The organism is Agrobacterium sp. rho-13.3, from assembly GCF_033957765.2.
Lineage (GTDB): Bacteria > Pseudomonadota > Alphaproteobacteria > Rhizobiales > Rhizobiaceae > Agrobacterium.
The window spans coordinates 1-24,178 of the sequence record NZ_CP192775.1 but is presented as its reverse complement, the minus strand read 5'-3'; the positions used below and the strand labels follow the sequence as shown (position 1 = coordinate 24,178).

Below are 24,178 nucleotides of genomic sequence, written 5' to 3'. Positions count from 1 at the left end.
CTCTAAAACATATTATGCTGGTAACACTCATTTGATAACCATTCTAGAAAAAGCGTCTTAGATCTCGCGGACATCCTCCGTCTTTGGCTGTATCAAACGTCCAGGATCAAAAGTCGCGACGATTCCCGGTTTTTGTGACGATACAGATAATTGCGCACCGCATCATAACTGCTGGACAATCCGGCAGCCGTCTTCAATATGCAAAATAGATGGCACAATATAGGGTTGATCAACCACCGCGTTTAATGCATTCACGCGCTATAAGATTGTTAGATAGAAAATGAAATATGACCGTTGAGATCATTGGGCGCTCCGTCCGCACCCCTTCCGCTCGCAACGTAGATGAGCTTTTTGAACTTTTAAGCAACGAAGTTTGTGCGGTATCAAACATCCCCGCAGACCGTTGGAGCATGGCGCGCTTTTGGCATCCTGTGGCTGGAACGCCCGGAAAATCATACAGTTTTGCCGCGGGTGTACTTGACGATATTCATGATTTCGATCCGGCAGTGTTTGGCCTCACTGCGCGTGAAGCCACATACATGGATCCGCAGCAGAAGATTTTGCTGCAACTGGTGTGGCGGGCTCTGGAAGATGCCTCACTCAACGTAACGGCACTTCAGAAAGAACGTGTCGGCGTTTATGTCGGTGCATCCAGCATCGACTCTGGTAATTTGTATGTCGAGGATCCGGCCTCCGGTGGTCCTTATTTCATGACGGGGAATACACTTTCCATCATCGCGAACCGTATTTCTCACGTCTTTGGTTTGAGCGGCCCGAGCCTGACCATTGACACGGCCTGCTCGTCATCACTGGTTGCGCTTGATCAGGCAGTGCGTGCGCTGCACAATGGCGAAATCGATACCGCCATCGTTGGTGGCATAAACATTCTTGCGCATCCCTTCTCGTTCGTCGGCTTTTCACAGGCGCGTATGCTGTCGCCGGAAGGTCTGTGCCGGGCCTATGGCGAAAACGGACAGGGTTATGTTCGCGCCGAAGGCGGCGGTGTGGTCGTTTTGCGCTCCAGCGCCAAGGCGTCGGCCAATGGCGACCGAAGCTACGCCACAATCGTTGCGACGGGATTGAACTCGGCAGGGCGCACCAATGGCATTTCCCTGCCATCGCGTGAATCGCAGGCGGCACTGCTTCGCAGCGTTTACGAACTCAACGGTCTCAACCCCAACGATCTCGCCTTCATCGAAGGCCATGGAACGGGAACGAAGGTTGGAGATCCGGCAGAGCTTTGGGCCATCGGCACGGAGTTGGGGTCCAAACGGCGCGAGAAATTGCCTATTGGCTCGGTTAAAACCAATGTCGGGCATTCCGAACCAGCGTCGGGCATGGTGGGTTTGGTGAAGGCAATGCTGGCACTCCAGCATGACTTTCTGCCGGCGTCTCTTCATGCCGAGGAACTGAGCAGCGAGATCGATTTCGATGGTCTCAATGTCGAGGTCAACCGGGCCGGGCGGGCAATACCACGCGGCGACAACAAACGTCTCGCCGGAATAAATTCCTTTGGTTTCGGCGGTACCAATGCGCATGTGGTGATTTCCGACCCAGAACAACAAGCGCAGACCGTTTTGCCGTCCTCTGGCATCTTCATGGTCAGCGCGCACACGCAAACCGCATTGACCACGCTGCTTGAAAATTACGCCACGGAGCTTGAAAGCAATCGCCCTGGCGTGAGTGAGGTTGTTTCTGTTTCCGCACATAACAGGGCGCATCATAAATTCAGGTTCGCGGTCGATAGCGTCGAACCGGACACCGTTCAAAAAAGTATAAAAGATTATCTTGCGGGCGATACGGCCGCACTTGGACATAGCGGTGAGGCGTCGTCTACAGAAACGCAAATCGCCTTTGTTTTTTCCGGCAATGGATGCCAGTGGGCAGGCATGGCGCTGGATGCCTATCAGCACGAAACGCAATTTCGTGAACGCTTCGACGAAATCGGGTCTCTTTTCATGCCGTGGCTGGAAGTTGATCTGGTCGCGCTGTTGCAGTCGCCAGAACTCAGCAAACATCTGCGGGATACACGCATTGCTCAGGCTTTGCTGTTTGCCATTCAGGCGACGCTTTCCGATCTTCTGATCCGCAAAAACATCAAGCCGAACATGGTATTCGGTCATTCTGTCGGAGAAATCGCCGCGGCGTATTGTTCAGGCTCCCTGTCGCTTGAAGATGCCGTTGCCATCGTTGCTGTTCGGTCGCGCCATCAACACGCGCTGTCTGGCGAAGGAAAGATGGCCGCTGTTTCCTTAGGCGCAGAAAAGGCGATGGACTTCGCAAGACAACATGCGCTGATTGGTATTGAACTCGGCGCAATCAACACGCACTCTTCGGTAACGATATCCGGTCCAGCTGATGAAATCGCCTTCTATAGAGACAGGGCGCGCAAGGCGCATATTCCTGTCCATGTTCTCGATATCGATTATCCGTTCCACCACTCGATTATCGACCGAGGAAAAGACGCCTTCCTTCGGGAGCTGCCATTCTACCAGCCAGACACAGGCGACATAACGTTTATTTCCACGGTGACTGGTCAGGTCATGAGCGGCAATGAACTGGATGCCGGTTATTGGTGGAGCAATGTTCGTGATGTCGTGCGTTTTAGTGATGCGACAGCCGCTGCGTTGAATGCCGGATGCAATCTTTTCATAGAGATTTCGCCGCGGGCCATTCTCTCGTCTTATCTGACTGAAAACGCGCGCCAAAAGGCACTGTCTGTCACCACGCTTTCAACGCTCACCCGTCCGGTGCGCGCCGCAAATCCCCTGCCACACATCGTCGCGCAGGCAATTGCGTCCGGTGCGTCGGCCTGGCAAAACGAAGACGGGCGTGGCCGCAAATCCGGAGTGACGCTGCCGCCGCTTCCTTTTGAAGAGCAAACGTTGCGCCCCACGGAAACATCGGATCGGGTGAATGTGTTCGGTCGCGGTGAAGGTGCGCATTCTTACACGCTTTTGGGCTGGCGTACGGACCCCAGTGCGGGCTCATGGAAAAACCATGTAGACGCAAACCTGTTTCCGGACTTGGCGGAGCATGTCGTGGATGGCAAGTCCATTCTTCCGGGCAGCGCTTTCATCGAAATCGCCGTCACCGCTGCTGCGCAGTATTATGGTAGCGCGAACATCGAGCTTAGAAACCTCGAAATACTGCGGCCTTTGGAATTGCACACCAGCCGTATCAGCGAAGTATCCACCATTTTATCGCCAGAAACCGGGCAGATCGAAATTCGCTCGCGCGAGTATCTGAGTGAAGATGACTGGAGCCTGCACGCTGTCGCCCGCGCTCGCAAGCCCGTAAAAGCGCAGGCGCGAGATGCTGCTCGTGCTGACAGAGTCCAGCAATCAACCAAAACCATAGATGCCGCGACTGCTTATAGAACGGCGAGCCAGTTCGGCCTTGATTACGGCCCGGCATTCAGACTTCTGAAAAACGCAACAGTTTATGCGAACAATACGCTTAGTATCGATCTTGTGACGCCGCAGCAGCCTGCGCATCCTTATCTCACCTACAATCTCAACCCCATGTCCATCGACGCCGCGTTCCATGGCCTCGTTGCGCTGTTTGCAGATTTGACAGGCGATATGGGTGGCGCACCCTATATTCCAGTGCGGTTCGGAACGGTGCGGTTGCAGTCTATAAGCGCCGCCATCTGTTCGGCGCGCATTGAAATCCTGCGGATGTCCCCTCATTCACTGAAAATTCGTGTGGAATTGTTCGATGGACAGGGTGCTCTTGTTGCCGCCCTTGATGATTGTCGCTTCCGTCGCACATTCTTGAAAGTGCACCACACGCTGGATACGATTGCGTTTCATTATGACCGCATCAGCCATGTTCGCAGTGTCGCGCAAGATGCCATTTTACCAGGCCTTGTCCCGTCCTTCGAGGCCGCACCGGCGGCACCTTTCACATTGCTTTTGGATGCCGCCATTTATCGTGCCAGCTATGATATTGCCCACAGGGTGATTGCTGCATTCGGCAGTGTTGAATCGCCCGCGTTCAGACATTACGCCAGTCTGCGGTCCTATCTCGCAAACTGTTTTCTCATTCTGGAAGATTGCGGGCTTGCGACGTATGAAAACGGGTTGTGGCTGCTTTCGCCAGAATCCGGCCTTCCAGCGGTGGACGGTGTTATCCGTGAATTGATCTGGACATCGCCGGAAAGCAGCGCATCGGCTATTCTGGTCAATGACGCCTATCGGTATACAATGGCTTGTCTGGATGAAATTTCACAGGGTGGTGACGGCACGACACTGTCTGATTTCAAGCCGTCAGACGCCACCGTTGATCATTTCCGCAACCATGTGGCGCTTTCAGCCAAGCGCATTGATAGTGTCTACCAAATGGTCGAGGCCTATCTTCAACAAGCCTCATCCACACGTTCGGGTTTGGTCATTGCCGAGATCGGCGCGACCTCTGTTGCGGTCAGTTCCCGATTGGCAGTGCTTGCGGATCGTTACGATGCAAATCTGTTCATCGTGGAGAGCGACGAGAACCTGCGGCGCACGCTGGAAGTCGCGCTCGTCAACAATCCGCGGGTGACTGTCATAGACGGTGACATTGCCGCGTTCTCCCCGCATGTCGATCTTGCGTTCAGTGCCAATGGCTTCCTTTGCGAAAGACTGGATGCAAATGGAGGCGTTCGTTCTGCATTGCGCAGCGTCGTTGGCTTGGGTGCAGAAATTCTGTTGCTGGAGCATCCTTCGACAGCACTCGACGATTTTGTATTTGGATTGCAGCAAGACTGGTTTGGACAAGGCGTTCTGTCCGACCTGCCAGTTGGAAAAATGCTTTCCACGTCTGAAATGCAGCATTTGCTTGAGGATGCCGGCTTTGAGGATGTGTCCGCTCATCAGATCGAGTTTGCCGAAGGCCCGCTTGCGATTTTAACCGGCCATGGAAAAAGTGCGGCTGCCGAGTTGGTGCAATTGCAGGTTCGCGAAAGTTTGCTGGTAATCCGGGCCGATGGGCTGTCTTTTCCCGACCTCAATGCGAAGAAACATGTCACGCTTGCATGGCAAGACAATCTGACGCCGGAAGCAGCGGGTAGCGCCATCGCCAAGGTGGGTGTGGATGATCTCGACATCGTTTATGTCTTGCCGGATAGCGCGCATGATCACGGCCATTCCATCGCCGTTCAGGAGCATATCGACTTTATAGGCGTCCTGGCTGAATCCCTGCGTCACGCACTGACTGGGAAAAACGCACATCGTCCACGGCTCATCATTGTTGCGCCGGGCGGTGCCAGCACAAATGAAGCAGGTGTCAATCCCGTTAATTATGCGATCTGGACATTCGCACGTGTTCTTCAGAACGAATATGACGAGTTTGATGTCGTGCTGATGGACGTGCGGCAAGAGCATTTGTCCGCAAAGGTTTGGTTCGAGCTTCTCGCCTTGCAGGAAACGGGTGAAAGCGAATTGCTGTTCAACGCAGCAACGGGCTTGTGCCAGTCGATCAGAGTGGTGCCGGGCCCAGACAACGCATCGCTTCGTCTGGTGGATCGCTTCGAGGCTGCGACCATCGTGCAAAAGTCGCCGGGGCGGATCGAAACGATTGAGTGGCGGGCAACAACGCGGCCATTGCCACAGCCTGACGATGTTGTCGTCAAAGTCGCGGCGACCGGACTGAACTTCCGCGATGTGATGTGGGCCATGGGGCTTTTGCCGGAAGAGGCATTGGAAGACGGTTTTGCTGGTGCAACCATCGGCATGGAGTTTTCCGGCACTGTTGTGTCGGTCGGTGAAAATGTCTCCGACATCAAGGTCGGTGATAAGGTCATGGGCATTGGCCCCAAGGCGTTTTCGACCCATGTTTCCGTATCGCAAATGGGCCTGACGAAGATTCCCGACAGCATCGGCCTGATCGAAGCCGCAACATTGCCGGTGACATTCCTGACGGCTCAATATGCGCTTGTGGAGCTTGCCAGATTGCGGGCAGGGGAGACCGTTCTCATTCATGGTGCGGCTGGCGGTGTCGGGCTTGCCGCCTTGCAAATCGCAAAACTCAAGGGCGCTATCGTCATCGCGACGGCAGGGACGCAAGAGAAGCGAAATCTGTTGGCAGCCCTCGGTGCCGACCATATCTTCGATTCCCGCTCTCTCGATTTTGTTGGTGATATTCTCGACATCACGGATGATGAGGGTGTCAATGTCGTCGTCAATTCGCTGTTTTCAGAGGCGATGGAACGCAGCATTGAACTCGTCAAACCATTCGGGCGTTTCCTGGAACTCGGTAAGCGCGACTATTATGCTGATCGCAAGATCGGGCTGCGACCGTTCCGCAAAAACATCTCCTATTTCGGCATCGACGCGGATCAGTTGCTGGTCGACGTGCCTCACATCGCCGCAAAGGTTTTCGGCGAAATATCCGCGCTTTTCCGCGATAAAAAATTGAAGCCGCTGCCGTATCGTACATTTTCCTATGATGAAGTGCCAACCGCTTTCCGGCTCATGCAAAGCGCCGGTCACATCGGCAAAATCGTCATTACGCCTCCGGAAACCGGGCGCGATTTCATCCAGCCTGCACCGGCGCAGACCCTCAGCCTCTCCAGCGGCGTCTACCTCGTCGTGGGCGGCATCGGCGGTTTCGGTCTTGAAGCTGCCAACTGGCTGACCACGAAGGGCGCGTCGCATGTGGCGCTGGCAACACGCGGTGGAAAACGCGACGCCGAAACCAGTGCCGCTATCGAGCGATGGAAGCACGCGGGCATCACGTCTTCGGTTCATGCGTGTGATGTTACCCACGAGGCCCAGCTTTCGAGCTTGCTGGATGATTTGCGTAAGATCGGTCCGCTCAAAGGCATCGTGCACGCCGCAATGGTCCTCGACGACGCGCTGATCTCCAATCTTACGCGTGAACGCAACAGCCCGGTCATCCACACCAAGGTGGAAGGTGCTGCACTTCTGGACAGGCTGACGGATCAGGATGAACTCGATCTGTTTCTCCTGTTCTCGTCAGCAACCACCATGGTCGGCAATCCCGGCCAGTCCAACTATGTTGCCGCAAATGGCTACCTCGAGGGGTTGGCGCGGTCGCGTCGTGCGCGTGGCAAGCCAGCATTGGCCGTCGGCTTCGGTGCGATCGCCGATACCGGCTTCCTCGCCAGAAATACCGAGGTCAACGAAAAACTCTCGCACCGCATCGGTAAAATGGCGCTGAAGGCACGCGATGCGTTGAGATTTGTCGAGGAATATCTGACCAACACTCACGCTCACGCATCCGTCATGATCGCCGAAATCGATTGGGCTGCGGCATCGGCTTTGACCACGGTGAAGCGACCCGCGTTTTCCTCCATCGGTATCAGCCAGTTCAGCCAGCAGGCGAGCGACGGTGAGCAGATCGATCTCTACGCCCTGATGGACGGAAAACCGATCCATGAGGCGGAAGCGACGCTACATGCCATGATCGCAACCGAACTGTCATTGATCCTGAAACTCGCAGAGAATAACATCACGCCCGATAAGGTTTTGCGTGATATCGGGCTGGATAGTTTGATGGCGATGGAGTTGGGTACGAGTTTCCAGCAAAAAACAGGGATCGATCTTCCGTTGAGCAGCATCTCGGATACCACCACAGTCGGCAACATCGTCGGTAAGCTGCGCGACAAACTGCTCAGCCGTCGCTCCGGTGATGACAGTGCTGGTGAGCCGGACGAATTGCTCGAAGGTCTAACCAGCAGGCATTCGGCACCAAAATCGACAGCGGTGGCGTGACCATGGAAAAAGACCCGCAAGAACAACCAGAGATGCTTTCTTCCGGCATGATGGACCGCTTGCGGCAGCAACGCCAGTCCGTCGATCGCAACAGAAGCCGTCGTAGCGTGGAAAACATTCCGATTGCTGCTCCGGCGGTGGATCAAACAAAGTTCGAGAATTTACCGCAATATAAAGCCGTTCAAATCCAGAAGGCCATTGCTGCATTCGCCGGTGTCGAAAACCCGTTTCACCGCGCTCATGATGCCGCTGCCGGTGCGGAAACACATATAAATGGTCGTAAACTCATCAATTTCGCGTCCTATGATTATCTCGGGACAAATACCCGTTCCGAGGTTCACGAGGCGGTCAAAAGTGCAGTCGATCAGTATGGCGTGTCTGCCTCAGCCAGCCGTTTGGTGGCGGGAGAACGGCCACTGCATGTCGAACTTGAACACACCATCGCCACCAATTACGGCGTTGAAGCTGCGGTGTGTTTCGTCAGCGGCTATCTGACCAATGTTTCGACCATCAGCTGCCTGATGGGACCGCAGGATCTGATCATCCACGATGAATTCATCCACAACAGCGCATTGACCGGCGCACAGCTTTCCGGCGCTAAACGGCTGTTTTTCAAACACAACGACAGCCGTGATCTGGAACGCATCCTCAACACCGTCGCCAAGGATTATCGGCATGTGCTGGTCATCGTCGAAGGTATATATTCCATGGATGGCGACATTGCGGATTTACCCGCCCTTTTGCGACTGAAATCGCGTCATCCTTTCTGGCTGATGGTGGATGAGGCGCACGCGCTTGGCGTGCTGGGAGCCAGTGGCAGAGGCACATTCGAGCATTTCGATATCGATCCTCAGGACATCGATATCTGGATGGGAACGCTCTCCAAAACGTCATCCAGTTGCGGTGGTTACATCGCCGGCAGTGCGGCACTGGTGGATATTCTCAAGGCTCATGCGGGTGGCTTCGTCTACAGTGTGGGTCTTGCGCCACCCCTCGCCGCGGCAGCGCTTGCCAGTCTTTCGATCCTCAAAAATGAGCCGGAACGGGTTGCCCGGATTTATCGCAACGGACAGATGTTTCTTGAGAAGGCCAAAGCGAACGGCCTCGATACGGGCACAAGCGCAGGCTTTTCAGTGGTGCCCGTCATCGTCGGCGATTCCTTGCGGGCGGTCGAGCTGAGCAACCGCCTGTTCCAAGCGGGCATCAACGCACTGCCGATCATCCATCCGGCTGTGCCGGAGCGGCTTGCACGCATCCGGTTCTTTCTCACCAGCGAACACACGGAAGCGCAGATTTCGCGGGCCGTCGAGGCAACGGCGCGACTTCTGCCAGAGCTGGTGGAGCAAAATGTCAGCACCGCAGCGCTTGATCTGGCCGAGTTGCAACGCATCATCTCACCCAAATGAGCCGCAGCAACACCAGACATATCATCGTCACGGGTGGCTCCAGCGGAATCGGCTTTGAGGTCGCCCGCCAGCTGGCTGTGAAAGGAAACAACGTTTCCATCATCGCCCGAAATCCCCAAATGCTCGAACGTGCGTGTGAGAACTTGCGCAGAAGCGCACCAAACTCGATTTTCAGCGCCTCGGCAGATGTGACGCGACCCGATGAACTGATTGCGGCCATCGGCGCTTGTCAAAAAAACTTCGGCCCTTGCGACGTGCTGATAACCTCCGCAGGCATCGTTGAACCCGCTTTTTTCGATCAGCTCCATCCGGCGCAGTTTCAGGCGCAGATGGATACGAACTTTTTCGGAACCGTCAACGCGGTTCGGGCGGTGTATTCGGATATGAAAGCGCGCCGAAGCGGTAGCATCATGATGATTTCATCGGCTGCCGCGTTTATCGGAATTCCGGGCTACACGGCCTATTGCGCATCAAAATCTGCCCTTGCATCCTTTGCGGAAAGTCTTCGGAGTGAAGCTGGGGGTGATGTTCATATCGGAATCAGTTTCCCCCCCGATACGCAGACACCGCAATTTGAACAGGAAATTCCAAAGAGGTCGGAAAGCGCAAAAACCTTGATGGGTAATGATGTGCCCTGGCCTGTGGATAAAGTTGCTCACCATATTGTGAACGGTATTTACCGCAGGCAATACGAGGTGCATTTTGGACTTAAATTGCGATTGCTGAATCTATTGGGCAACCTCATTAAGCCATTACTTTACAGACGCTTGCGCGGTTAAAATCGCCAAGATCATGTTTTGTCTTTGGAACTTCAAAGCTGGCCCCGAAATGTAACAGGTTACTTTACATAGTTGCTTAGGGTGTGAAGCCGGAAACATAAGGCTTTATGCCTTATTTTGATCTATTTTATGACCAGCCGATTATCTTGATCGTTTTGAGTTTTATATTGGCATCGGCCATCGTTTACGCCACCGACTTTATGGCGCTGCCTGCGGCGGCGCGGCTTAAATATGCGCAGAAGAGAAGTCCGCTTCGCCTTGTTGTGGAACTTGTCGCACGCCTCCCCATTATTGCATTTATCTTTGCTTTTTTCTTCGTCATTTCCTGGCGACCTATTTATTCAGGCTTCGCAACAGCCAGCTTTTTCGTTATTTTTACGGCGATTTCGCGCATCAAATTTAAGTTCATTCGCGAACCGCTGTTGTTTTCGGATATCGCGCTTGTTTTCGATGTTTTCAAATACAAGACGATCTTTTACGCAACGAAATTCAACATCCTGTTCTGGGTTGCTGCGCTCAGTTATGTCTTTGGCCTCTCTGCCCTCTACATGGTGTTCGAGCCGCACATCCTTCCAGCCACGTTTAAATTGTTTTGGGTTTTTGTCGGTTTGGCAGCGTTCCTCTGTCTCATCGCGCTGCTGTTCGTCAAACCGGTCAATCGTTTGGCAGCCACCTTGTCGGAACGCCTGTTGAAAACCCTGAAAGTCAGGCCAAATACCGTGCGTTTCGGCACGTTCACATCGGTGGCATTGCATTTTCTGGTCTGGCTGGGAAAAAATCGTGACGTTATCGTCAACGAAATGTCGCAAGGGCTGCACCGCGTCATTCATGACCTGATTGATAGCGAGCATCATGATGCGCCTTTGATCATCGTCTGGCAGTCGGAATCCTTCTATGACTTGCGGCATATGGGCGATAATGAGCTTCAATTGCCGACCATCGACAGTTTGAAGGAAAGGGCAGTTCAGTGGGGTCGCCTCACCAACGTGTTTGAAGGCGGTTATACGCTGCGTACGGAGTTTGCCGTGCTCAGCGGTTTGAAGCCCGACGAAGTTCACATCGATGCATCCTACCCTTACCTGCGGGCTGGCCATTACGCGGATGTGGTGTGGCCGAACAAGCTTTTGCGCAACGATTGGCACACGCATTTCATTCATCCCTATGACCGCACCTTCTTCATGCGGCATAAGGCGTTACCTCTGCTTGGTTTTGAGCACATGACGATGCTGGATGAGTTCGATCATCAGCCCACGCCAGCCAATCCCTATGTTTCCGACATGGATTTGACGCATAAGGTTCTTCACACGATTGGTGGCATCGGTGATGCCAAGCCGTCGCTGGTCTTCGTCGCATCCATGGCCAATCACGGTCCTTGGGAGCCAGAGCGCTGCGCGGGGTTGACGGAGCCCGTCGAAATTTACCGCGAACTTATGCGCCGTGCCGACGAGGCACTTGGAACGTTGATCGATGTGTTGGACAAGTCCACACGTCCAGTATGGCTGGCTTTTTACGGTGACCATGCTCCGCTGCTGAAATCCTACGCTGATCCGTTCCCAGATCCGCGCACGGATTACTTCATTGTTCCGCTCGGGGCCGCACGCGCTGAAAAACCAGCCCATGCTCACCCAAGAGAAGAAGCGCCTTGGAATCTTTTCGAAACAATTCTGCTCCATGCCAAGCTCTATAAGGAGCGTTTTGCATGACTGCTCCATCTGAGGGGGCAGATGGTTCGCATGTGTTTTTGTTTCTGCAAGGGCCGTCATCATCACTTTTTTCCAAGCTGGCATCCCGTCTGGAGGATGCAGGACACACGTGTTTGCGTGTCAATCTGAACGCGGGTGACTGGCTGTTCTGGAAAGGCAAAGGCGCACTGAATTACCGAGGCAGCTTCGCAAACTGGCCTGACTATGTCGCCAGACTTCTTTCCACGCGGCACGTAACCGATCTTATCCTTTTGGGGGAAGAGCGGCCATATCACAAGGTCGCCATAGACGCTGCAAAGGCACGCAACATCGCCGTGACAGTCATCGAAATGGGCTATCTGCGGCCCGATTGGATAACCGTAGAGCGCGACGGAATGTCTTCAAACTCCCGGTTTCCCAATGATCCAGGGGAAATCCGGCGTTCTGCACGCGACCTTCCGCCAACAGTTCTTGAACGGTCTTACAACCAGAGCTTTTTCATGGAAGCCTTGCTTGATCTTTCATACAATCTGCCGAATGTGTTCCTCGCCGGTCTTTTTCCCGGCTATCGGCGCCATGGTCTTTTTCACCCCTTAAAAGAATATGCGGGCTGGGTGAGGCGGCTGCTGAGTTCTTCACGCCGGCGCAAAAAAGCTGACACCCTCATTCAGTCGATGAGTGAGAGAAAACCCAGCTACTTCGTCTACCCACTGCAATTGGAAACGGACTATCAATTGCGCTCCCACTCTCCTTACCATTCGCAGTTTCAGGCGATTGAAGAAATACTTTCATCGTTTGCCAGCCACGCGCCACCAGAGGCGGAATTGGTCGTCAAGACCCACCCACTCGACAATGGTTTGCTGGACTGGGAGCGAAATATTACCGAGATTGCGTCCCGTTTGGCTGTCGATAAACGCGTGCATTATGCGGATGGAGGCGATCTTGCCGCCATGATTGAGGGTTGCAGCGGAATGGTAACCGTCAACTCAACTGCCGTGTTGCATGGCCTTCGTTTGGGGGTGCCAGCAAAGGTGTTGGGAGCGGCGATTTACGACGTCGACGGAATGACGGATCAAGGGCATTTGGATCGTTTCTGGATGGCCCCTCGCGCACCAGATTCGGCTCTCACCGAAGATTTTTACCGTCTTCTTGCAGCGTCCATTCAGGTGAAAGGCAACTTCTATTCTCAACGCGGCACAGACGCCGCGGCGGATGCAATATCCCAGCGATTACTTGGGTGTAGAGTCAACTTTCCCGGAGGGGATTGCGGGCGGGTGCCGCGTTTCAGGCCACTAAAAAAGCCTGTGGTTGAACGCCGAGTGGCAAGTTTGGCACAGTCGACAACAAAGAGTTGTTGAGCATATGGCAGGTTGCTTTTTGTGGTCTTCATTAAGCGGATGTTGAGAGTAAAAAGTGCATGGCTGTGGGATAAGGCATTTTAGTCGTTTCTATGCTTGCGCGCACGCGTTTGAATATATGCGTTTCTGGGGATTTTCATTTGCGTCGACTGATCAGTCCGAAACTTCTTCGTGGTTATGTGCTTTTGGCCTGCGCGGGAATCGGTGGTTGTGAAGCTTTGCCAAGTGCGGGGCCGACCGCAATGGACATAAAGTCACAGGCTGGCAAGCCGACGACCGTTGCCGGTGATTCCATGTCGACGGTCTTCGATGTGGTCGATGTCAGCCATCGCTCAGCCCAGATGGTTGCCAATTTTTCGACAACGACGCTGCATCGGCGCTTCGGAATCGGCGGCGCTGCAAAGCGCGTGGTTATCGGCGTGGGCGATCAGCTCAAGGTCATGGTTTTCGAAGCGGGTGCGGATGGCCTGTTTTCCACATCGGAAAGCAAGCAGACAACGCTGGATGTCGTCGTTCAGCCAGACGGCACGGCGGCCATTCCCTATGTCGGTACGGTTAAATTCGCGGGCAAAACACTCGAACAGGCGCGTCAGCAAATTCTTGCCGGGTTGAAGGGCAAGGCGGTTGAGCCGGATGTGCTGGTCACCAGTATCAGCACCAGTTCGCGCAACGTGACCGTTTCCGGTGCGGTTGGCAGACCTTCCATGGTGCCGATGAGCCTGACCGGTGAAACGATCACAGAGGTTGTTGCCAAGGCAGGTGGACCTATTGCGCAACCCTACGATTCGTATGTCACGCTGGTGCGCGGCAGAGAAACGGGCACCGCACTTTTAAAGACGATTATCGAAAATCCGTCCGAGAATATTTATGTCGAGCCGGGCGACCAGATTTTCGTTGCCAAGGATCCGCGGACGTTCACGGTTTTAGGCGAAGTGTCTAAAAACAGCCGCATCGAATTCGGTGCGAATGATTTGAACGTTCTCGAAGCCGTCGCCATGGCGGGTGGCGGTTCATCCGATCGCTCCAATGCGACCGGTTATTTTGTTTTCAGATATGAAGAGCCGGAGATCGTCGCCGATCTTCTGGGAAGCGAACGTTTTCGGCAGTTGCGCGAAAAAGGCATGACGCCGGACAGAAACGGTCGCTATCCTCTCGTTTATCGTCTGGATATGAGCCGTCCGGATAGCTTGATTGTCGGGCAGACGTTCCCGGTCAAGAACCGCGATGTGATCTTTGTGTCTCGTCATCCGGCTGTTGATCTTGACCGCTTCCTGCAATTGATCGGACGTCCGATTGGCACGGCCTATCAGGTCAAGAATCTGACGGATTGATTTTTCGGGGTCGTGTTCCTGCGCCGGATTGGTCGTGGTAGCGTTTTATGGTGCGAGTGAAGGTAGTGAAGGTGATGATCGTGCGTTCAACCTGTTGTTTTGGTTTGGGCGTCACACTTTGAGGTGTGGAGGCGGATGAGTTGTATTACCTGAAGACCCACATCCGTGTCGTCGCCGCTTTGCTCGTTCGTGAGATGTCCACGCGGTTTGGCAGCAAGCCGGGCGGGTACGTGTGGGCAATCATCGATCCGGCCGGTCACATCGCTTTCCTGTCACTGATCTTCATGGCGATAACCCACACACCGGCACTCGGGAAAAGTTTCCCGCTGTTCTTCGCCACGGGCTATTTGGCCTTTCAGTTTTATGCGGCGATGGCCGGTTATCTAAACGGCGCCATCAAAGCCAACCGAACCTTGCTGAGCTATCCCAACGTAGCGCCGATCGATACGATCATCGCCCGTTATGTCTTGCAGGCCGGGACCACCTCGGTCGTATCCTTCTGCGTCCTGGGTGTCATTCTGCTGACGGTTGACCAGCCGGTTTATCTGAATTGGCCAGCCATTCTCGAAGCGGTTTTTGCTGCGACGCTGCTGGGTCTGGGCGTTGGTATTTTCAACAATGTCGCCACGTTGCGGTTTCCGCTGTACGAGCAGATATTCAATATCGTCAACCGTCCGCTGTTCCTGATTTCCGGCGTGTTCTTTCTGCCGGATGCGCTGCCTGCGCCCATCCGCGATATCGTGCTGCTAAACCCGCTGGTGCATGTCGTCATGCTGTTCCGCAAGGGCTTTTATCCGGAATACCGCGCGCTGGAGATGGACATGTTCTATCTCTACTCCTTCACGTTCACGGTCATTTTTATCGGCCTTGTGCTGTTTACCAGCTCCGTTTCCGTATTGAGAAGCCGATGATCAGACTGGAGCAGGCCACGAAATATGTCCGGGCCAAGGGCATCAAGAAGCCGATCATCGAAAACGCCTCGCTGGTCATCAACCGTGGCCGCAGTGTCGGGTTGTTGGGCCGCAATGGTGCGGGTAAATCTACCCTGCTGCAATTGATTGCCGGATCGCTGCAACTGGATCGTGGGCGGATTGTGCGCCAGGGCAAGATTTCCTGGCCACTCGGCTTTCAGGGCAGCTTCCAGCCAAGCATGTCCGGCGAGCAGAACGTCCGCTTCGTCGCCCGCATTTATGGTGTCGATACGGATGAGTTGATTGCCTATGTCGATGATTTTGCCGAACTCGGCGCGTTTTATCAGGCGCCAGTCGGAACCTATTCGTCGGGCATGAAAGCGCGGCTGGCCTTTGGTGTCAGCATGGGCGTGAAGTTTGACTATTATCTGGTGGATGAGATAACAGCGGTCGGTGATGCCAATTTCAAGAAGAAGTGTCACGAAGTCTTCAAGTATCGATTGCAGGATTCGGACGTGATAATGGTATCCCACAGCACCGGCACGATTCGGGATTATTGCGAATCCGGCGTCGTTCTGGAGAATGGGAAGCTGACATATTTCGAGGATGTTGAGGATGCGATCCGCGTTCATGACCGCAATATGAAGGGAAGCGAGAGATGAGCGTCGAGAGCCAAGGTCCGGGCAAGAAGAACGATGACGTGCAGCTTCCAGCCAAGCGCGCCAATCTCACGGTTTTCGATAATCTCCTGAAACTCGATATCCGCCCGGAGCGGGATGGCACATCCCATTCCACGGCGCAAACGGCCATGCGCAAGAGGCTGCGCGGCGTAAAGCTGCGCCATGTGGTGATCGCCGCGGGCTTCGCGCTCTGCGTCGCTGTCCCCACAGCCCTGACCGGCGCCTATATGGCGTTCATCGCGGCAGATCAGTACCACAGCGCGTCGGCTTTCGCGGTCCGCAGCATCGATGGCAAAGCGGGCGGCGATCTGCTTGGCATGTTCACACAAAGCTCAGGCGGCAGTTCCACCAGTTCGGATTCCTACATGCTGCTGGATTACATCCGCAGCGAACGCATGATCGAGGCGGTTTCGCAAACCATCGATCTCGAACAGGCCTTCGCCCGTCGCGGCGCGGATTTCTTTTACGCCATGGCCCCCGGTCTTGCCGTTGAAGAACGGCTGGAATACTGGAAAAACGTGGTGAAGGTGAATTACGACCACACCTCGTCCATCCTCAACCTCTCGGTCAAGGCGTTCGATCCGCAGACGGCACAAGCCATCGCAAATGCCGTCATCGTGGAAAGCGAAAGGCTCATCAACGACCTGTCGCTGGAAGCGCGCAACGGCGTGCTGAAGGCATCGCGCGAAGAGGTGGCGCTGGCCGAAAGCAGGCTGTCCGCCGCCCGCGTCGCCCTGCGCAATTTCCGCGATGTCACGCAGGAAGCCGACCCGGTGGAAGCGGCAAAGCTTGCTGCCCAGCTCGTCGGCTCGTTGGAACAGCAACTCACGCAGTTGAAAACCGAACTCACCTCCGCGCAAACCCGCATGTCGGCAAACTCCCCGCGCATCCGCGTCATCACCACGCAGATCACCAGCTTGGAGAAACAGTTGGACGCGGAGAAGCAGCGCTTCGGCAGCGGCACATCGGGCAGCAACCAGTCCAGTGATGTCGCCACCCGCATTCTGAATTACGAGTCGCTGGAAACCGAGCGTGAGTTTGCGGAAAAAGCCTACACGGCCGCCCTTGGCGGTCTGGAAAAAGCCCGCATGGATGCCAACAACCAGCAGCGATACCTCGCCACCTTCATCCAGCCCACCCTGTCGCAACTGGCGCAATACCCCTCACGCGCCATGAATGTCGCTCTGGTGTTCCTCGCCTGCCTGTTTGCATGGGGCGTCGCCACCATGGGATATTACAATATCCGAGACCGTAACTGATCGATGAACACGCCGGAACAGAATGGCCGCGATCCCCTTGTCCAGCGAACGGATGCACTGCGCACAGAAGGGTCGGTCGTCGCCTTTCATATGAAGGCGTGGAAACATCCTTTCCTGCAACAGTTCTTCCCGCAAAAACGCTTCCACTTCGCGCCCTTCCAGCTCACGCAACGCACCTTTGAGAAAAAGATACTGCCCCTGCTGGAAGCGCCGCAAAAGCCAGTCGTCTTCGTCTGGAGCAACAACCTGCCGGATTTCGCAGCGAAAGACATCGCCCGCCTCGGCTTGAACGTGTTCTTCATGGAAGATGGCTTTATTCGCTCGCTGGAAGCGCACGCCGGTTACTCCGTGCCGCTCTCCCTGTCGCTGGATGGAAACAGACCGTATTTCGATAGCCGCGGCCCAAGCGATCTTGAAAAGCTGCTGCTGCATTATGATTTTGAGAATGACCAGGCCGTAATGCAACGTGCCCGCCACGGCATACAGACCGTGCTGGAACAGAGACTCACGAAATACAACGGACGCCCAGCCAGCCCAACGCCCACGCAGGCGCAAACCACCCCAACGCGTAAACAGGTGCTTGTCATCGGCCAGGTGGAGGAGGACGCCTCCATCCGTTATGGCTGTGATCGCCCCTTCACGAACAATGATCTGGTGCGCCTTGCCGCAGCGGAAAACCCGCACGCGGATATCACCTATAAGCCCCACCCGGATGTCCTGAGCCGCATGAGGCGCGAAATCTCAAATCCGGATGATGTCGCCCACCTGTGCACCATCTTGACGGGACAGATTTCCCTGCCAGATGCGCTGGATGCAGCAGAACACATCTACACCATCACCTCACTGGCAGGTTTTGAAGCCCTCATGCGCGGCAAAAAAGTCACGACAATAGGCGCACCCTTTTACGCAGGCTGGGGCCTGACAGATGACAGGCAACCAACACCCCGCCGCAACAGAACCCTCCCGCTGGAAGCTCTCTTCGCAGCAGCCTACATCCTCTACCCAATGTATTTTGATCCCGCCACCGGCAGAGCCACCTCGTTCGAAGAAACGATAGCCAGCCTCACAAAGCCGGAAACAAAGCCCCACCTCTCACTGGCCGGAAGAGTAAAGTGGAAACCCTACGGCACCTATGGCCTTCTAGGCTGGCGTCATTTATTGACGCCAATCGTTGCGTACGTGGTGGCGAAGGTGGGGAATGAGCGGGATGCAGAGTTGTATAGACAAAACCCTGCTGTCTATTTTAGTGAGCTTTCCGATAAACCCTATCAAATAATAGGTGGGATTCTATATCCTTGGCGTGGCATTTGACAAAATCCCCTCCTCGAATTTTTTTTGATATCTCGCGCATATTAAGTAGGTTGAATATGCGTACTCCAAGCGGTATCGACCGAGTAGAGCTTGAGTACGCTAAGTTTACGGCGTCGGCTGGTGGAGTTTTTGTTGCTCAAATATCCAATCGCCTAGCTATCGTTCCTACGCATTTAGCAAGCGCTGCTATAGATGGTCTTTCAAAAAGTTGGACGAGTGATCAATCTAATCAAAGCTCACTATCATCGTTAATTAAAGTTTGGAAAGACCAGGCTTCATCGAAACAAATATACCAACTATTGTCCTACTTTAAGTTGTTATTTCAGGGGAGGTGCGCGCCATCGCTGGAGCTGAAGTGGTTGCATGATTTTCCTCACGCTGACAATGATTGGTATCTGAACGTTGGGCATACTGGAATCGATAATAGCGGTTTGTTCACTTACATACGCTCGAACACCAAGTTGCGTATTGCACTCTATATCCATGATGTTCTACCGCTCACTCACCCTGAACTTTTCGTTGAAAAAGAATATTCGCGGCATGAGGCGAGAGTTCTAAATGCTCGACAATTCTCCGATAAAATATTTGTGAACTCCTTTTACACGGCGTCACAGCTTTCGTTACGAGTAGGCGATTTACAACCAAAAGTTATTGAGATAGGCACGTTTGTGCATGGTGGAATGTCTAATGAAGAACGACGTCCTATCAGGAGGGATTTTGTATCAATCGGTACCATCGAGCCACGTAAGAACTATCTGTGGCTTGTTGAACAGTGGCTAATTTTCTGTGAGAAAAACTCCAATTTTGTAACGAACGAAAAGTTACGAATTTTCGGCCGAGTGGGCTGGATGGATGAAGATGAGTTCTCTCATCTTGCCCATATGGCGAGGAAAATGGATAAGCTTGAGATTGTCACCGATGCGACGGATTTTGAAATTGCGAATGCTCTGCTTAATTCCCGAGCCTACATTTCTGCTTCGAAGGTTGAGGGGTGGGGAATGCCTTTAGCAGAAAGTCTCGCTGTGGGTACTCCAGTTATCGCAAGTGACATCGACGCGCACAGAGAAGTTACACAGGGCTTAGCCCAGTATTTTAGTTGCTCGGTTCCAAGTCAGCTTCACGAAGCCCTATCCGCATGTTTCGATGCCGAAGTTTATGAAAATTGTTTAACACGAACCAAGCAGTTCGAGCCTTGGAGTTGGGCGACGCATTTCGCCACGCTTCAAAGTGAGTTGTGCAAATCAAGCTGGTAAAATGACACAAAAAAAGAAATTCCTGATCTGTTCCGTCGACTCGTTTCCTCGCATGGGAGGAGTTTCAACCTTGGCATACGAAGTCACGCGAGCTCTCGGAGCTAGTGGGCACGATTGCGTATATGTTGGACCACGGGGCATCAATTTTGGGCGACGTCTAACGAATTTTCGCGTCTATGAAGACTGGGAATGCGATTTAAAACTCAGAGCAGGTGAAGGCGCCGATCTAGAAGATGAACGAATTTTTGATTTATTGAAAAAGATTTCGGAGGGCTATTCATTAGACGCGACAATTGCTTTTCATCCTTTTTATTATGGTTTAGCGGCTGTTCAAGCGGCTAAATTCTTAGAAAAACCTTCTGCGGTGATGGTACATGGAACTGAACTAACTAGTCAGTTTCCTACTTCGATCGATCAAACCGTTGATAAACACGTATCTGATGTTTGTTCATTACCCGAAAGGTTGAGGAAAACTATTTCCTCAACGGATTTTGTGCTTACTAACAGCAATTTTACGTCTGATATCGCTAGAAGAATTAGTCCTGATATTCAGACTGAAGTTATTGGCTGCGGTATATCTGAAAAAATCTTGGATCATCTGGAGCAACGAACTCCATCGTATCAAGCTAAATTAAAGAGTCGGCGGCGCTTACGAATCGGGCTGAGTTCTGAAACATTGATCGCGTATGTCGGTCGGTTTGTTGCGCACAAAAACCTGTTCCAACTAATTGATTTGGGGGCTGCTTCCGGCTTCCAAGTGCTCATGATGGGCAATGGTCCACTCAGAGACGAATTAGAAACCTATGCTAATCTCCGCGGTGCCAAAGTTACGTTTGATAACGATGCTGATGATGAAAAGAAGTGGCAGGTCTTAGAGGCTTCTGACTTCGGATATTTGATGTCAACCTTCGATTCAACTACCGGCGGGTTTGAAGGTTTTGGTATTTCGATGCTCGAATATTGTGCAGCAGGTGCAGTATGTATTACTAGCGGTGCAAATGGAATGGCTGACTTCGCGAGTAATGAAGTTACGACATTGGATATTCATGATGAAAGTGGAGAGATTTCAGTTAGTCGCTTAAAATCTTTCGCCGCCGATGAAGCCCGAATGAATTCGGTTATTTACAATGCGCGCCTTCTCATACGTGAGGATTATACCTGGGAGAGTGTGGCTAAAAAGATAGTGGAGACGTTTCAGTGAACGTTCTTTCTCAATCCATTAGGCAAAGTATTTCCTCTAAAAAAACGATAATTGTATCTGATCGCTACCTGCCGAAATCTTTTGGCGGCGCAGAGGTTAGCCTTCACAATGCGCTGGTTGCGGCTGACGACGAATTTCGTTCAGATGCTCTTGTTGTTTTTTTTGATTCTGAGATCACTGAACCACACTTATACAATATTTCTAAAGTATCTGTTTTGGCCGTGCCGGATTCCGCAGCTTGGCCTTTCAACAGTTTGCCTCGTGCTCGCCATGCGCAACTTTTAAAGCGCAAAATTTACCGCCATTTCTGGAAATATGCCCTACCTGTTAAGAGTATTTTTCAGTTCAATCATTTTTTGACGCGGTTAGGTGCATATTATTTGGAATTGGGGCCTAAGCCTCGCGGCGGCGTCCAGTCAGATTTTCTTCTTGGGGATAGTGATTTTCGCGTTAAATGCCTTCGCGAAGTTGTCGAAGTTACAAAATGCAAGCTTCTTGTTGCCGATAATACTCGAAGTATCATGGCTGTCGGGAATGTTAAAATGCCTTTGGAGCGTACGATTGCGATAATTCGTGATCATAGGTTCAATTGCGCGCGCCACAACCAAATTATGATGGTCAACGGTAATCATTGCCAAAGGTGTGATTACTCCTGTGCGATCGCAGATAGCAAAAAGGTTGGCTTGGCCGAAAAGATTCATCGCCAGCATCTCGAAAGAGTTCAAGAAAAGCGGAAAAATGTTCTCAGCTCTTTTGGAGAGGTTGTTGTTACGAGCCATCTCTTAGCAAGAAATGTGCGTCGGTTGCTCGGGTCGGATTCCATTGTAACCAGAGTTCCCAATCCCGCTGGCTCATACAACGAGGTAATGTCATTTTGCCGTGGCATTGCAGAGGAGCCGCATAACGATATTCTCGTGATCGGTATGCTAAATGAGGCAAAAGGACAACTGGAGTTAGTTAATCGAGCAGTCGGTTGGCTCGAGAACCGAAAGGACGTTCGTTTTATTTTTGCAGGGCGTGGCGAACGTATAAAAAAGTCCATTCAAGGAATTGTTGAAAAAAAAGGTTTGAAGGCGAATTTTGTTTTCAAGGATTATGTCAGCAGAGAAGATCTATTTAAATTAATTAGGTCATGCAAAGTTGTCCTTTTGCCAACTCAATGGAAGGAGCCTTTCGGGCGCGTCCCTTTGGAAGCAGGTTTAGCTCGAAAAGCGGTGGTGAGCTTTGCTGTTGGCGGTATTTGCGAAACCGTCATTGACGGACACACAGGCATTCTCGTTGAACCCGGAAACTTTGAGGCATTACTTGTAGCATGTGATAATTTACTAGGGGATGGGGCGCTTCGTATGAGACTGGGTGAAGAGGCATTTAACCACGTCGTGGCGAATTATCTTGACGATCAGACCAGCAACCGACTGATCGATGTTATCAGAGGCACAGGGATGGCGGATACTTAGGATTTGTGCTCTGTGGGTTCTACCGTAGAAAAAGTGGATAAATTGGCACCGGTAGCCATTGCCGGAAAGGCGAATGATACCAGTCTGTTATCATAGAATTGATCACATAAAGACAAACCCTAATTTTGGTTTCGACTTTCATGAGAGGGACAAATGAGCGATCAAAAAATTATGCGAGATTACTGGCATAAGGCTGGTGCTGGTGACAAAGTAAACTGGCATATTGCCCACATTGATGATGAGGAAGAATTTTTCGCATCCGGCATTAAAGACGTTAATAAGATTTTTGATAATCGGATTGACACAATTAAGGGCGGCAGCACTGTATTGGACATTGGGTGCGGTAAAGGACGGCTTGCTCGTGCTTTAGCAGAAGTGAGACCGGACGTTAGGATTTATGGCGTTGACGTGGCACCGTCGATGATCCAAAGCGCGATGAAGGTAAATTCTGACATCGTTAACCTCTCATTTTGTGTCGGTGATGGCTTATCTTTGTCGGTGTTCCCTAACGAAGTTTTTGACGTCGTATACAGCTATATCGTGTTCCAGCATCTTCCCCGACATATAACAGCTCAATACATAGCTGATGCTGCGCGCGTGTTAAAACCAAAAGGCCGCTTAATATTCCAGGTTCAGGGCAATGAACAGGCTATGGCAATTGATCCACCTTGGGATAATTTCCGCAAGATTCGTTATTACACTGAAGAACAAGCTAAAGCGCTAGTTCCAGCGTCGCTGTCAATTGTAAGAACGCGTGGCAAAGGCGAGCACGATTTCTTCATAGAGGCGATAAAATCCTAACGGATTGAGTTATGGAGCAAGGCGAAGAGATATCAGATTCTTTGCTTTGTTCCACTCTGCTTAAATGATTAGCAATAGGCAATGAGCAAAATAGTTTGCTTATCTATCTCCGCTATTCGCTGGACACCTCTGCTGTTTTGCACTTTTCAGAATTCAACGGCGCCGCGTATTCAAGATGTAGGTGGGAGTTTTGTCATAAATTGAAGTAGGAATATATTCATATTTTTCTTTGCCGCAGGATATTATTGCGTTATATTTGCTTCAGGTTTTTCCCGCTCTGGTTTCCCCAGGCGGGAAGCTGAACAGGTGTTGTGCTGATGGAAAGACGCAATCTATCGGCGCTCACGTAATGATTGAAATGCTCGCGGTGATGGCGAGAGGGAATGCCTGATGTGCTGAGGAGGGAGCTTGTATGAATGCGGCTCCCTTACAGTGCTTGTCAGGAATTGAATGATGAATGGATGAGACTGTGTTGGTGAAGTTTAGAGAAAAAGGATTGAAGGCAGGACAATATGACGTTTGATCGACACACAGGGCCCGTGTGTCGAGATAATCAATGATGAAATGATCGGGGCGCTGCGAGGTGCCATACTAAATAAACTTTCGAGGTAGCTTTCAGCGCCCCCGTTAAAATGGCCCGCAGGCTTTTACGAGCTGAGCGGGCAATGAATGGTTATGACGCGGACTTTGTCAGTTCCGCGAACGAGAACTTATATCCTCATTGAGAAAGGAGGTATGATCGAAATATAAAAAGTATAATTATATAAAATCGCTAAAATTGTCTTGTCGTATATATTGATATATATTTACTAAGCGATTTTGCATGAAAAAATATATTATTGGCCGCGAGATTGATTTTCGGTCAACCAGTAGGTTTGCGCGTTTTTATATGAATTTAGCCAGATCAGCACAGAAAACCCACAGAAAGCCGTGAAAACCAAGGGAAACCAGCAAATGAGTGGATATGAAATTGGAAGGTACGAGGATATTTTGGTTTTCGACCGAGGCGGATCGAGATTACAATAACAGTATCA

14 protein-coding genes are annotated in these 24,178 nt (G+C 52.2%); all 14 read left to right on the top strand.

Annotated features, from left to right (window positions below):
• The first annotated feature begins 287 nt into the window (after nucleotides 1–287).
• The 14 genes from RMR16_RS15035 to RMR16_RS14970 all read left to right on the top strand — a co-directional run bounded on the left by RMR16_RS15035 (nucleotide 288) and on the right by RMR16_RS14970 (nucleotide 23,144).
• Entirely contained in the window at nucleotides 288–7,715 is a 7,428-nt protein-coding gene (locus RMR16_RS15035) for a type I polyketide synthase (RefSeq protein ID WP_320201891.1), read from the top strand.
• Entirely contained in the window at nucleotides 7,712–9,121 is a 1,410-nt protein-coding gene (locus RMR16_RS15030) for an aminotransferase class I/II-fold pyridoxal phosphate-dependent enzyme (RefSeq protein WP_320201892.1), read from the top strand. Before RMR16_RS15035 ends, RMR16_RS15030 begins: the two co-directional genes overlap by 4 nt.
• Nucleotides 9,118–9,900: an SDR family oxidoreductase gene (locus RMR16_RS15025; RefSeq protein WP_320201893.1), complete on the top strand. Its 783-nt coding sequence runs from the start codon at nucleotides 9,118–9,120 to the stop codon at nucleotides 9,898–9,900. The genes RMR16_RS15030 and RMR16_RS15025 overlap by 4 nt, the downstream gene beginning before the upstream one ends.
• A 107-nt stretch (nucleotides 9,901–10,007) precedes the next feature.
• Complete coding sequence (locus RMR16_RS15020; protein WP_320201894.1) at nucleotides 10,008–11,603, top strand: LTA synthase family protein; 1,596 nt, start codon at nucleotides 10,008–10,010, stop codon at nucleotides 11,601–11,603.
• Nucleotides 11,600–12,940 carry a capsule biosynthesis protein gene (locus RMR16_RS15015; RefSeq protein ID WP_413786050.1) on the top strand — a complete coding sequence of 447 codons (1,341 nt, stop codon included), beginning with the start codon at nucleotides 11,600–11,602 and terminating at the stop codon, nucleotides 12,938–12,940. Before RMR16_RS15020 ends, RMR16_RS15015 begins: the two co-directional genes overlap by 4 nt.
• A 242-nt stretch (nucleotides 12,941–13,182) precedes the next feature.
• Nucleotides 13,183–14,271, top strand: coding sequence for a polysaccharide biosynthesis/export family protein (locus RMR16_RS15010; protein ID WP_320201896.1), 1,089 nt, complete (start codon nucleotides 13,183–13,185; stop codon nucleotides 14,269–14,271).
• Nucleotides 14,272–14,411: 140 nt separating this feature from the next.
• Nucleotides 14,412–15,182, top strand: coding sequence for an ABC transporter permease (locus RMR16_RS15005; protein WP_320201897.1), 771 nt, complete (start codon nucleotides 14,412–14,414; stop codon nucleotides 15,180–15,182).
• The gene (locus tag RMR16_RS15000; RefSeq protein ID WP_320201898.1) at nucleotides 15,179–15,844 is read left to right on the top strand and encodes an ABC transporter ATP-binding protein; all 666 of its coding nucleotides are present in this window, start codon (nucleotides 15,179–15,181) and stop codon (nucleotides 15,842–15,844) included. Before RMR16_RS15005 ends, RMR16_RS15000 begins: the two co-directional genes overlap by 4 nt.
• Nucleotides 15,841–17,121 carry an RkpR, polysaccharide export protein gene (locus RMR16_RS14995; RefSeq protein WP_320201899.1) on the top strand — a complete coding sequence of 427 codons (1,281 nt, stop codon included), beginning with the start codon at nucleotides 15,841–15,843 and terminating at the stop codon, nucleotides 17,119–17,121. Before RMR16_RS15000 ends, RMR16_RS14995 begins: the two co-directional genes overlap by 4 nt.
• Nucleotides 17,122–17,124: 3 nt before the next feature.
• A complete protein-coding gene (locus RMR16_RS14990; protein WP_320201900.1) occupies nucleotides 17,125–18,432 on the top strand; it encodes a capsular polysaccharide biosynthesis protein in 1,308 nt (435 codons plus the stop codon).
• A gap of 56 nt (nucleotides 18,433–18,488) precedes the next feature.
• Nucleotides 18,489–19,685 (top strand): glycosyltransferase, encoded by a 1,197-nt coding sequence (locus tag RMR16_RS14985; protein WP_320201901.1) that lies wholly within the window; start codon nucleotides 18,489–18,491, stop codon nucleotides 19,683–19,685.
• 1 nt (nucleotide 19,686) lies between these two features.
• A complete protein-coding gene (locus RMR16_RS14980; protein ID WP_432354727.1) occupies nucleotides 19,687–20,886 on the top strand; it encodes a glycosyltransferase family 4 protein in 1,200 nt (399 codons plus the stop codon).
• Nucleotides 20,883–22,343 (top strand): glycosyltransferase family 4 protein, encoded by a 1,461-nt coding sequence (locus tag RMR16_RS14975; protein ID WP_320201902.1) that lies wholly within the window; start codon nucleotides 20,883–20,885, stop codon nucleotides 22,341–22,343. Before RMR16_RS14980 ends, RMR16_RS14975 begins: the two co-directional genes overlap by 4 nt.
• Before the next feature lie 153 nt (nucleotides 22,344–22,496).
• Nucleotides 22,497–23,144, top strand: a complete 648-nt coding sequence (locus RMR16_RS14970) for a class I SAM-dependent methyltransferase (protein WP_320201903.1) — start codon at nucleotides 22,497–22,499, stop codon at nucleotides 23,142–23,144.
• Nucleotides 23,145–24,178: the final 1,034 nt, after the last annotated feature.